The following is a 12,444-nucleotide window of genomic DNA, read 5'->3' on the forward strand; positions in this document are numbered from 1 at the left end:
ACCAGCGACCCCAAGATCCTCGCGCTACCCAACGCGGCCTGGATCAACCGGCCGGCAGAACAACCAGAAACGGAAGAAGAAGCAGCCGCCTAACTCCTACTGGCCTCAAAATCCTTGACAAATACCGGCCCAGATGCCAGCCCTCCCAGCCCCCGGGTTGGAACCGGCAGTTCAAAGGTGTTTTTGGGTAGGACGTATCGGCCGGCGGTGGTGCCGTCGGCCGATACGCAGGTCTTCTTGGTCGCCTGAAATGGGGGTGCCTCCAAGAGTGCGCCGTCGCACCACTCCGTCTGGAGGCCTTCTTCATGTCACCCTGCCGCGCCGATCACTAACATCCGTGGGGAATACACTTAGCCTGCGGATGCCGGCGAGTGGGTACCGGTCATCAATGCCGCTAGATCGTCAGGGGCGAGGAATGACGGGGGCGGTGGCGGTCCCCAGTTGAAGAGACTCTGCGCCCCTTCGAAGACTTCGGGGGTCCAGATTTCTTCTTCGGGGATGCAGTCCATGTCGGAGTAGTACTCGGAGAAGTTGCCGGCCGGGTCTTTGAGATACCAGAAGAAGTTTGAGCCGGCGTGATGCCGTCCCAGCCCCCAGACGTGGCGGTCGGGGTCGACCTCAAGCATGGCCTTGGCACCGCGTCCGACGTCGTCTATGTCATCGACCTGCCAGGACGTGTGGTGCAGGAAGTTCACCGGGGCCGCAAGGGCCAGCACATTGTGGTGATCGACCGAGCAGCGCATGAACGCGCCCTTGTCGCTGATGTAGTCGCTGATCTTGAAGCCGATCCCGTCGGTGAAGAATCGCATGGTCGCGGCCAGGTCCACGGTGCCGATGACGGTGTGTCCGAGTTTGCGGGGTTTGATGGCGTAGTCGCGGAGGACGCCGGGTGCCCTCCCGATCCTGTCGGTCCGGCCCGGCCCGTTATAGGGCGTGGCGGGAGTCGGTTCCTGGGTGATGCGCGAAGCGACGTGGACGCGTGCGGTGAACCCGGAGATCGGTTCCTGCGCCAGCAGTTCGGTACCGTTGTGGCTGATCGGTACGCCGAGGCGGGTCATGTTGGAGGTAACGCGGGCAATGTCGTCGTCGTTATCGGCGCCGACCCCGAGTTCGACCAGCCGCCGGGTGGGGGCATGGACGATTTTGAGCTGTTCGCCGCCGTCGCGGGTGCCGAAAGATCCTTCTCCGAGGGGCTCAAGACCGAATTCCTCATAGTAGGCGGCCGTTTCGGCGACGTTCGGCACGCCCATCACGACACGGGTCAACCGGTGCAGGGACATGGGATTACTCCTTCGTTTCCTTGGATGATTGTTTGCCGGGTCCGGGACGGATGCCGGACCCGGCGGCCGGGTTTAGTTGCCGGCAGGGATGAAGGTCTGGGTGATTTCCCCGATGCCTTCGATCCGGGAGACAAGGGTTTCGCCGGGCTGCAGGAAGCGTTGCGGCTTCCGGCCCAGACCGACGCCTGCCGGCGTGCCGGTAAAGATCACGTCCCCGGGCAGGAGCGTCACCGTCCGGGACAGGCCTTGGATCAGTTCCGGGATGGAGAAAATCAGTTCCGAGGTGCGGCCCTTCTGGACCTGTTCGCCGTCCACGCTGCAGGAGAGTTCCAGATCGTCCGGGTTGCCGAATTCACCAGGGGTGACGAGCCAGGGCCCGATCGGGGCAAACCCAGCGAAGGACTTGCCCAGCCCGAACTGGGGTGCCGGCCCGGCGAGCTGGGAAACCCGCTCGGAGATGTCCTGGCCTACTGCCAGCCCGGCGACGTAGTTCCAGGCATCGGCGGCCGGGGCGTTCTTGGCTTCCTTACCGATCACCGCGACCAGCTCGACCTCCCAGTCCGTGTTGCCGCCTTCTGGCAGGACGACCTCGGTGTCCGGCCCGGTAATGGCGCTGACGAACTTGGTGAAGACCGGGGGCAGTGTTTCGGGCTGTTCGAAGCCGGATTCCTTGGCGTGCTCCGAATAGTTCAGTCCGATGGCCAGCACCTGGCGCGGTGCCGGGGAGGGGGAACCGAGCCGGGAACGGTCGATTACGACGTCGGACTCAGCCGTCTCCAGGGTTGAGGTCCAGTCGCTGAAGGCCTCCCACCGGTTGTAGAGCGAGGGCAGGTCCGGCCCGAAACGGCCTTTGCTGGCGGTGTGGATGTCGATGCCGGTCTCGTCCGAGGTCAGCAGGACAGCGCGGTTGTCATGGTTGGCGATACGCAAAATAGCTCCTGTTAGAAGGTGGGAATGAGTCCGGCCGCATGCGGGTCCGGAGGGTCAGCGGTGCAGGATGCCCGTCAGCGCGGTGCGCAGGGCCTCGGCGGGCTTGTCTGCCCTTGATGGCTGGCGCCAGGCGATGACGCGGTCGGGACGGACCAGCAGGCAGCCGTCATCTCCGATTTCCCGGTTGGCCGTCCAGGTGTTCAGCACGTCGTCGTAGTCGCCGCGGACACAGATCTGGGCGATGTCCAGGTCGATGCCGAGCTCGGCCGAGAGCTCCGCCGCCGCCTGGCGCCACGCGTCGTTATCTATCCCGGTGACGAGGGTGAACCGGCCTTTGCCTACCGCATCGAGGGTTGAGACCTGCCGGGTTCCCTGTTGGACCCAGGCATGGGGAATCGGGGCGCCGGGTTTCGTCGTGGTCCGGTAGTACAGTTGCGGATCCCGGTCAGACTCCGGCCAGGCGGTACCGTCATCGATCACCGCGTTCGACCGGTACTGTTGTCCGAGCTCCACGCCATGGGCATTGAACTGGTAGTTCTGCAGCTGCACAGCTTCCGCCAGGCGGTCGCGGCGGCCGGCCGATTCGGCGGTGGGCGCGAACAGGTCCTTGAGGCTGGACCAGCCGTCCTCACTGGACTGCCCCTGGGTGAACCCGAGGGCCTGGGAAATAGGTGCCATGTCCTGCACGCTCTTCATGGCCCGGTCCACTACCTGCTCTCCGACCGGTTGCCGCTCCTGCGTGTAGGACTCCAGCAGGGCGGCACCGGCGCGCCCGGAGACGACGGCGGCGAGTTTCCAAGCCAGGTTGAAGGAGTCCTGGACGGAGGTGTTGGAGCCCAGGCCGTTGGCCGGCGGGTGCCGGTGCGCGGCGTCACCGGCGAGGAAAACCCGGCCCTGCTGGTAGGTTTCGGCCACCATGTGGTTAATCTGCCATTTGGAGACGGCCTTGATCTTTACTTCGACGCCGGCGTCGCCGATGGTCTGGTGCGCCCGGGCGATAAGGGCCTCTTCGCTGATGTCGGGTTCCCCGGCGGCCGGGTCATACATGCACAGCAGCACCCATTCGGTGAACGGCTTGACGTTGATCCAGGTCCCGGATCCCACCCAGTAGTCATTGCCGGGCTGGGCCATCCAGTAAAGGGTTCCGGGCCGGTACTCGCAGTACTTTGTCAGATCGGCCTCCAGCCAGATGTTCAGCGCCGCGCCCAGACCGGTTTCACCCTTCATGGGGAATCCGAGCTGGTCAGCGACGGTGCTGCGCGCACCGTCGGCGCCAACCGCGTACTTGGCGCGAACCGTATCGGTTTCGCCCGTTTCCCGGTTGCGCACGGTGGCGGTAACACCGTCGTCATTCTGGCTGATTGACACCAGTTCAGTGCTGAACCGGATATCGGCCTCACGTTCAATGGCTGCTGCAAGGATCTGGGGCTCCAGTATGTGCTGCGGAACATTGCACATACTGCTCGGGCTCGCTGCCTCGTAATCGGCCTTTCGCTCCACCGGTGTGCCCCAGGTGTGCAATCGCGCAATCTCCTGGCCAGCAAAGCTGGTCGCCCACACATTGTTGGTCATCAGATGATTGGGCGTGGCAACGTCGCGGACCCGCTCCTCGATCCCAAGGTCCCGGAAAACCTCCATGGTGCGCTGGTTGGTAATGTGTGCCCTCGGGGAATTTGCTGTGCTTGCATAACGGGTGACTGTCACAGCATCCACACCATAGCTGGCCAGCAAAGCCGACATCGTTAGCCCTGCCGGTCCCGCACCCACAATCAGGACATCGGTTTCAATCAACATTGATTTGTTCCTTCCCATCGAAATTTATTGGTTCTTCTCCGGCACGCAGGAGTGGGATTCCTGCGTGCCGGGCTAACTGATTCAGGGCATGGCCTGAATGGCGTTTACCCAAATCCAAATCTTCGAAATATCGGTCGTGATAATTCATCTGAGGCACCAGCCACACACCACCGAGCCCGCTGAGCAGGCCGTACCCAGCAGCTGCAATCCGCTGCTTCCCGGGTCAGTGGACCATGCCACAGCAGGTACAAGTCCCTTGAGGGGAACCTCCGGTTGCCGTTCGGGACCATTGCGGTTCCCATGCCTCGACCGAGTACGCCCCGCATGGATTGATGGCGCCCGGACAATCCGCGAGGCCGTTCACCCGGTCAGGCGTTGGACTCGATGAAGGCAACGTCCAGTATGATCGTGACCTTGTCTGCGACCAGGACCCCGCCGGCTTCGAGGGCGGCGTTCCATGTCAAGCCGAATTCTCTCCTGCTGATCATGGTGGTTCCTGAGAACCCTGCCCGGGTTGCGCCGAAGGGATCGATGGCTACGCCGTTGAAATCCGTTGCGAATGTTACCGGCCGAGTGATGTCGCGGATGGTGAGATCGCCGTGCAGGTTGTATGTCTCGCCGTCGCCTTCGAAGCCGGTTGAAGTGAAGGTCAGTTCAGGGAATCGCTCGACATCGAAGAAGTCGGCCCCGCGGATGTGTGCGTCTCGGTTGGTGTCGTTTGAATTGAAACTTGCGGCCCCGATGGTGACTTCAGCCCGGGAGTTTTCGAGGCTGTCGCCTACATCTAAGATCGCGGTGACGTCGTTGAAGCTGCCGCGGACCTTGCTGATCCCCGCATGGCGTACGGTAAATCCCACTTCACTGTGGGCGCTGTCGAGGGTCCAAGTTCCTTTGGTCAGGCCGGCTGGGATGGTCATTTTAACTCCTAAGGTTTATCGATACTGTGAAGGCTGGCGGCGGTTCGGGGATGGAAGGACCCGGGTTGGTCTGCTGTCAGGTTGGTGCTGTTGTCTAGGATTCGGATAGCTGTTTTCCTGCTCTGACCGGTAATGATGTGTCCGGCACCAAAGCCTCATGTGGTTGGTTTCGGCGCATCACCAGGGACAGGACATCGGCGTGTTTCGTTTACATACGTTCATCGATGGCGTCGTTGAAGCGGCCGAACCTGCTGCGGAAATACGCCAGAGGCTTCCCGGGTTGAGACGCGGCGTTCTGTACCTCGGCCATGAAAACGCTGTGTGTGGCTACATCGACCCGTTCCGTAACACGGCACTCCAGATAGGCCAGGGCGGTGGCAAGGACCGGAACTCCAAGTTTTCCTTCCGCCGTCTGGACACCTCGGAACTTATCGGGGTGGCGGGTGGCGAACTGGGCGGCGAGTTCGCCCTGGTCTTCCGCCAGAATATTGACCGCGAAGACTCCCGAGTCCGATACGGCGTCGGCTGTTGCTAGCCGCCGATTGAGGCAGACGAGCAGCATGGGAGGGTCCATCGAAAGGGAGGACACGGCGCTGGCGGTCACTGCGAAACGACTGTCCGCATGATTGGTGGTTATGACGGCGACGCCGCTGGTGAAGTTTCCGATTACGTCGCGGAAGATGTCCTGGTCGACGTGCCGGCGGGCGTTGGGGGCTGTGATGGTCATGGCGTTCCCTCCGAAAGGGGCTCGGTTAAGGCTGTGCCGCCAGCTTGGCCTCCGGTCGTTAACCAGGCCGAAACCGACAGCACCGCCCCCCCTATCAGCCCCCCTTGCGAAACAGAAGCTATCATTGTGGGCTATGTCACGTGAAGATGCAGGGCAAGGCTCTGCGTTAATTATCCGAAGCAAGATCGCAGTGCCGCCGATGGCCGAACGGCTGGTGCCGCGTCCTCGTCTGCACCGTCTGATCGCCGGTCTTGTGGATTCCCACCGTTTGGTCTGGGTCACTGCCACGGCCGGGGCAGGCAAGACCACCGCGGTTGTCCAGGCCGTCGCGGAGCTGGACCGGCCGCTGGCCTGGCTGACACTGGACGGTACAGACAGTGCTCCTGGTCGCCTGCTCGTTTATCTGGAGGCGGCAATTTCCGGCGAGGCGCCGCAGGTACGAGGGCTGGTCAACGGGGTGCTTGCCGCTGGCGTCGGGCATGCAGAGACGGCTGGTTTGCTCGCCGACGCGACGGCCGATACTCCGCTGGTGCTCGTGCTGGACGGGCTTGAGCATCTGGCCGGCGCTGGGGACGCCTTGTCCCTGCTTGGTACGCTCGTGCGTTATGCGCCTGCGAGCCTGAAGATTATCCTGCTCAGCCGGGTTGATGTGCTGCTTGACCCCGGCTCTGGGGTGGGCGTGGACCAGATGGCGGCTGTTGGGGAGACAGAGCTGGCCTTCACCCCCGCTGAAGCGGCGGAAGCATTGACCAACGCGGGGATGGCCGATGTTGATCCGGTTCGGGCCGTTGAGGCCACCGGTGGGTGGGTAACCGGCGTACTATTTGAGGCCTGGCGTTCGCGCGAGCATGTGGCAGGAACGGGCGGTGAGGCGGATCCGCTGCACGGTTACCTGTCGTCGCAGATCCTGGCCCGGCTCGAAGAGGAGGAACGGGAGTTCCTTATCACCACTGCGTTGCTGGACGAGGTGACTGCTGCGCGTGCAGCGGTTCTTGGCGAAACAGGTTCCGGAGAGCGCATGGCCGGCCTGCGCGCCAAGCATTTACCGGTGTCATGGAGTGCCGCCGCCACGAGCATGCGCTGCCATCCGCGTTTCCGCGAGTACCTCCTTGCGCGGCTGGAACGCCGGGACCAGGAACAGGTGCGGGCACTGCGCAGAGCCTACGGCGACCTGCTGTATTCGGAGGGGCATTTCGAGGAATCCGTGGAGCAGTTCCTGGCAATCGGTGCCTGGGATCGGGCATTGGATGCGGCGGAAGCGGTTATTGGCAAGGTCATCGAGCGGCTGGACTTCCCCGTCGCCGAGCGGTGGCTGCGGACGCTGCGGCCTGCGGACAACCCCGGAGGAACCCGGCTTGCGCCGGCCGAGCTTATGCTTGCCATCGCCAATGAGGATTACGCGCGTGGCTGCTTGATTGCAGACAAACTCGACGCCGCCGGGGTCCGCGGCCAGCTGGCACAAACCTCACCTACAGGTGCAAGCATCATGGCTTGGTGCTACTGGCACTTGGGCCGGGTCGAGGATATGAGAGACGTCATTGAATCCGCCCCGCGAAGCCCGGAGATCGAAGCAGTGCGTTACCTCATGTCATTAGCCGTTGGCACAAGGACCGGAAGCCCAACGGTCCCGGCCCTGACCGCAGGCCCGCTCGATGCCCTGATCAAACGGGTCCATTACGCGCACGGGCGATTCCGCGAGGCAGACCGAGCAGAGACCTCGCCCTGGACCACGGCTGTTTCGGCGCCGTGGAAAGCCGCAACCCTCCGGGCTACCGGGCATCTGGCGGAAGCCCTCGAACTTTACCAGGCGGCTGGTCCGGGAAGCCGGTCTGAGGCATGGATGCACGGGATCGTGGGACCGGAGCTGATGATCGACCTGCGGAAGGCCGAGGACGCGCGCAACGTTATTGCGCGCGGACGCGAACTGATGAAAGCCACAGGTTCTTTGGTCTTTGAGTGGCAGAACTGGCTGATCGAGGCGAAGCTGGAACTTCGGGTAAACAACAATCCCGCGGCCGCGAGTGCCATTCTGGAGCGCATGGAAGCGGCCGGCGGACGGTCATATACCTTTATCGCTGAAGGGCTCGACACCTGGCTGGGACTGGCACTGCTGATGTCAGAGCCAGGCCCCAGCCCGCCGGATAACTGGGAAGGGGCAGGCAAACACAGGATTTCCGTATCGAAATCCGTCGAATTCGCATCGGATGCTACCCGCCGGGTTCGCTGTGGCATGTGCGCCGTTATCGGCGTCAGTAGGCTCCGCCCAGCTCACGGAATAACTGTTCCAAGGCTTCCTTGGATGTTGCCACGGCCAACTTTTTCTCTAGGACGTCATCGGTTTGGCCAGATAGCTGGATGGCTAACAGCATTCCCACACTGTCTTTGATGACAATCGCAGCTCGGCGGAAATCCCCATCGTGCTCTCGGACGTACCGCGCCAAGGCAACCCACTTTGGTGCAGTATCCGCCAGCGAGTGGTTGTGCGGGTCCACCAGGTCGATGGCTACCCCGCCCTCACCGTCATCGTGGAAGAACAGGAAGTCAGGGTAGAGGTTCTTGGACACCTCTGAATCCAGATAGTGCACAGACAGGGCGTGGCTACCGCCAACCGGGTTGCGGTACCAGCCCAACAGTGAGCCAGAAGCTTGCTCGGCTTCAAGAACACTCTCCTCCCATCCGGTGAAGGTATCGGGGAACAGCTTGGTGTCGGGCAGCGCGTAGAGATGACTCGCATACATCGGGAGTTCCTCGACCTGCCCGGTCTCCTTGTTCAGGATCTCTGTCTTCTGAGAAATCGTCTCGGGCATACCGAGCTTACTAGTCAGCGCCGAACCGATGGGGGCGAAGATAGTTTCAAATTCCTGGCGTTGCGTCGGCTTCAGTCGTGCCACCGAGCCGGCCGTGTTGCGCCGCCAGGATTCCACACGGGCACCGCACTGGGCTTCCAGCGCTTCCCTGGCCTCGGCGGACCGTGCCAGGGCGACAGTCCGGACGACCACCTCATCCCACTCCAGCTCCCCGGCAATGACCAGGGAGGTGCTGTACCAGGCAGCGGCGGCATCGGGAAGCCGGCGCTTGGCCTCCTCCAGGAGCTGACGAAGGTTCTTTTGACTGGTAGCAGCCGTGCGCGCAATGGTTCCGGTATTGGCGCCGCTGTACTGATCGAAGGTGGCCATTTCAAAACTCACTTCGAGCAACGAAGAAGCAACCTGGTCGATGGCCACTTTGTTCTGGCTGTACACAGAGGCAAGGGTCTCTACGACCACGTTACGTGATTCCTCGGTATAGGAAGACCCTCCCGGGTGCTCGAAGTCGGAGTTGTCCAGCAGGGCACCAAGCCGCACCAAGCGATTCACGTTCGAGTTGAACCGGCGGACCGGCTTCTGCTCCCGGGTCAGCTCACCGATGGCATCCCACACTGCTTCAGGAACGTCCGGGTTCCGCGTCATGCGCTTAGGATTCAACTGCACCGGAACCTCGATATCAGCAGAATCCATGAAGGACTTAACGACCTGAGCCACTTCAGCTTTGTTGAAGTGTGGAAGATACAGATCTACCGCGTTAAGGTCATCATATTCGGGCTCTTCGATTTTCTTGGCCAAGGGGTTGCGCACCATACGCCCGATGAGCTGAGCGATCTGCGTGTGCTCCTGAGCGGGGCGAAGGGACACCATGACCTCGGCGCGGGGGCAGTCCCATCCTGTGGTCAGCGCCTGCATAAAGATCACGGCGCGCAGATTCCCTGACTGCGAAATCGCGGTAGGGGCAATGTACTGGACCACGCGGGGCATCTCCACCCCGCTCAACCATGTGGTCGTCGTGATGGGGGTATGGACACCAAACGCGTGAGCTATGGAGTCAGCATCATCAAAGGCGTCCGAGGCATCGGTGAGTGTCTGGACGATCTCGCCGATCTTGGCGGCCGACGTAAGGTCCGGAACCTGAATGGCCAGGAGCGGCACCGGATAAGACGAAGAGCCCGTGGCACGGGCCCATTCCTGCCATTGCCGGTCGGAACGGTCCAGATCGGCTACAGCCTGACGAATCAGGGTGTCATCGCTGGGCTGGTCGTCCACAGCATAGCTGACGTTGATGCGCTCCTTGATGAGACCGGAGGCGCGTACCTTTTGGACATCGGCCACCACTTGCACCAGGGAACGACCGGAGGCACCGCGCATGGCCTCCTCAAATTTCTTCGGCGTCGCTGACAGCCCGATCACGATGGGCACCGGCGGGTTCACGATCGTGCGGAAAGTGTCGTTGCCACCTGGCACTTCGATGGTCGACCCGTCAAGGATTCGGCGCAGAATCGTCGGCCGGCTCCGGTCCGTGGCTCCCCGATGAGCCTCATCGACCAAGATTATGAAGCCGCTGCCGCGCTGTTTGATGGTGTTGCCGATTGTTTCCCACAACGAATACCTGCGCCCGTCGCCGGTCTGGATGTGGCGGGTAGCGCCGGTTCCGAGCTTTTGGACGTTCAGGAAATAGACGAGCCCGGGACCGAACTCAGCCTTATCGAAGTCAGCTTCGACGGTCCGGAGCATGTTCATGTTGATCCGGTCTGAGGACGCCCGGATCTTCTTGCGGGACTGCTCGTTGAGTTCACCGTCATCCGTCAGCCACAGGACGGTGGTTTCCGGACGCGGATCGGAGTCCTCCGTTCCGAAGAACAGTCCCTCCAACACAGCCGAGGCGATCACGGTCTTACCCGCGCCTGTCGGAGCACTGATACCGATCGCGGTTTTACGCTCACTGTTGGAGCGAAGCCGTTGGGTGGCGATGCTGATTTCGTTGAGAGTTTCCTCAACAACGTCGGCCTGGTAGTCAGCAAGGGTGAATTTCACGAGTCGCTCCGGTTGATCTGGAAGGCGTCAAGATACGAGCCGTAGATCGGCTCGACGGTTATCTCGTCGCCAAACGACTCCCCGGCGAGGTCGCCCTGCTCGGGAGAGTCAGTGATGATGAAGACGTGTTTGACCCGGTTCTGTTTGGTCGCGAGAACCTCCGCCAATTCAGCTGCCTTCCCGGCATCAAACAGAACGGCCAACGAGGACTCCTCGTTCCATTCATAGGCTGAGTCGTCGGTGCGTTGCACTACGGTGCCCACTGCACCGGACTTCAACCAAAACAATGGGGCAAGGCTGTCGTACTCCAGAGCTGCGTGCACACGGCTCTCCTCAAGATAAGCGAGCTCAAGGAACTCCACATTGGCTGGCAGGCCATCAGAGTACGTAGAACCGTCTTGGCGCACACCTGTAACAACTGTCTCGACGCGCGGCTTGGTGACGTGGTGGAACACACCTTTTGCTTCATATTCTTCCGAGCCTGGGCCGTGGCCAGCCTTGCGCAGCGCAGCGTCGTCTTTGGCCGACAGTTCATTGTTGGTGACGAGAATGCACTGCCGCGTGCCTTGGTCTTCGGCATTCAGCCGAATAACAGCCTCGGCTGTTGTGCCCGAGCCGCCGAAGAAGTCGAGGATCACGGCGTCTTTGGGGGCTGCCAGCCGAATCCAACGCATCAGGACATTGTGGTCTTTCGGGAAGGGGAACCGCTTGTCCCCAAGTATCTGGTTCAGGTATATCGAAGCAGCGCTTCGATCGCGTTGGAAAACTGCTCCGGGAATCTGCATAGAAGCTTCATCGAGATAGCTCTTCTCTCGGGGAATCTTCGATTCAGTTGCTCCGAACGCAATCCGGCCGGCACTAAGTCGAGCTAACAACTCAGTTTCAGAAAGCCTCCACCCGTTCGATGGCACCGGACATTCCAGACCAGTCACAGGGTGAAGCAGAGGCGTAAACGAACGATTCGGACGTTTTTCCGGTGCCCCGAGATCTCGGTCCGCATTGAAAACGCGACCCGTCGTGGCTTCAATCTGGTTGAAACGCTTTATCCCTGGTGATAGATCAGATTTTTTTAGCCAGTCACGAAACTGCTCACCCGCCAGTTCTGCATCTTCGCCAGATGACTTGAACAACCGCGCCGCTGTATCCAAGACCACGGCAAGATCAGGCTTAGTCTCGCGCCATTGAACTCCCTGCTCTGTGAGAGCGGCACTGTTCTTTGAATATACGAGCATGTAGTCCTGCCCCGACGAAACATAGCTCGCGTAGCTTTTTGTACCACCGTCCCAAACCAGGTTTGCAAGGAAATTCTGATCACCAAAGATCTCGTCCATCAGAATCCGCAGCCGGTGATGCTCCTCGTCACCGATGGCCACGATGATGACACCCGTGGGTTTGAGCAGCTTCTTTGCCAGCGTCAACCGGCGTTCCATAAAGCTCAGCCATTTGGAATGTCGAAAGCTGTCCTGCTCACCGACGTAATGGTCGTTGTACTGCCATGTCTTGTTGCCAGTGTTGTACGGAGGATCGATATAGATCAGATCCACCGATTCAGAGTGTGTGTATCCAAGCATTTCGAGGGCGTGGAAGTTCTCCCCGTTGATCACCACATGGGCTGGATCTTCAGTGTTGCCAGTGCGCACGGAACCCACGGTCCTCAGACCCGGGAAGACCACCTCGCCGAATTGCCGGGCGGCGGTTACGTTCGAGAGCTTCTCTTCGATCACGTTCCCGTACTCGTCCGCGAGTGTCACCGAATCGCCACTGATGGCACGGACCTTGTGGAATGTTCCGTCGGCTTCGCGGATGACTGTGCGGCCTCGGCGGACTGGTTGGGTCCCCGTGTAGGAGTCCGGTGACTATGTGAGTTTCGTGTCCGAGAATGGACGCAGGAGGAAATTCACTAGTTATGGCACGTAGGCATACCCCCGAGCAGGTCATCGCGAAGGTCCGGC

General features: G+C 61.2%; 7 protein-coding genes and 1 pseudogene. 1 reads left to right on the forward strand and 7 read right to left on the reverse strand.

What is annotated here, in order from left to right; translation table 11 throughout:
- Positions 1–350 precede the first annotated feature (350 nt).
- The 5 genes from HGO92_RS22520 to HGO92_RS22540 all read right to left on the reverse strand — a co-directional run bounded on the left by HGO92_RS22520 (position 351) and on the right by HGO92_RS22540 (position 5,648).
- A complete protein-coding gene (locus tag HGO92_RS22520; RefSeq protein ID WP_169998834.1) occupies positions 351–1,280 on the reverse strand; it encodes a VOC family protein in 930 nt (309 codons plus the stop codon).
- A gap of 72 nt (positions 1,281–1,352) precedes the next feature.
- A complete protein-coding gene (locus HGO92_RS22525; protein ID WP_169998836.1) occupies positions 1,353–2,210 on the reverse strand; it encodes a fumarylacetoacetate hydrolase family protein in 858 nt (285 codons plus the stop codon).
- A 54-nt stretch (positions 2,211–2,264) separates the two neighbouring features.
- Complete coding sequence (locus HGO92_RS22530) at positions 2,265–4,004, reverse strand: FAD-dependent oxidoreductase (protein ID WP_169998838.1); 1,740 nt, start codon at positions 4,002–4,004, stop codon at positions 2,265–2,267.
- A gap of 368 nt (positions 4,005–4,372) precedes the next feature.
- Positions 4,373–4,921, reverse strand: a complete 549-nt coding sequence (locus HGO92_RS22535) for a YceI family protein (RefSeq protein ID WP_169998840.1) — start codon at positions 4,919–4,921, stop codon at positions 4,373–4,375.
- A gap of 208 nt (positions 4,922–5,129) precedes the next feature.
- Complete coding sequence (locus tag HGO92_RS22540; RefSeq protein ID WP_169998842.1) at positions 5,130–5,648, reverse strand: flavin reductase family protein; 519 nt, start codon at positions 5,646–5,648, stop codon at positions 5,130–5,132.
- Positions 5,649–6,408: 760 nt separating this feature from the next.
- Here HGO92_RS22540 and HGO92_RS24915 point away from each other — a divergent pair.
- Positions 6,409–6,777: pseudogene (locus HGO92_RS24915) on the forward strand (winged helix-turn-helix domain-containing protein); the annotation flags it as partial.
- 1,120 nt (positions 6,778–7,897) lie between these two features.
- On the opposite strand, the gene HGO92_RS24610 reads toward HGO92_RS24915, so the two are convergent.
- Positions 7,898–10,492 carry a DEAD/DEAH box helicase family protein gene (locus HGO92_RS24610; protein WP_169998844.1) on the reverse strand — a complete coding sequence of 865 codons (2,595 nt, stop codon included), beginning with the start codon at positions 10,490–10,492 and terminating at the stop codon, positions 7,898–7,900.
- The gene (locus HGO92_RS22550) at positions 10,489–12,216 is read right to left on the reverse strand and encodes a DNA methyltransferase (RefSeq protein ID WP_169998846.1); all 1,728 of its coding nucleotides are present in this window, start codon (positions 12,214–12,216) and stop codon (positions 10,489–10,491) included. The genes HGO92_RS24610 and HGO92_RS22550 overlap by 4 nt, the downstream gene beginning before the upstream one ends.
- Positions 12,217–12,444 lie beyond the last annotated feature (228 nt).

The sequence above is a fragment of the Crystallibacter degradans genome, from assembly GCF_012952295.1.
In the GTDB taxonomy this organism is placed as follows: domain Bacteria; phylum Actinomycetota; class Actinomycetes; order Actinomycetales; family Micrococcaceae; genus Crystallibacter; species Crystallibacter degradans.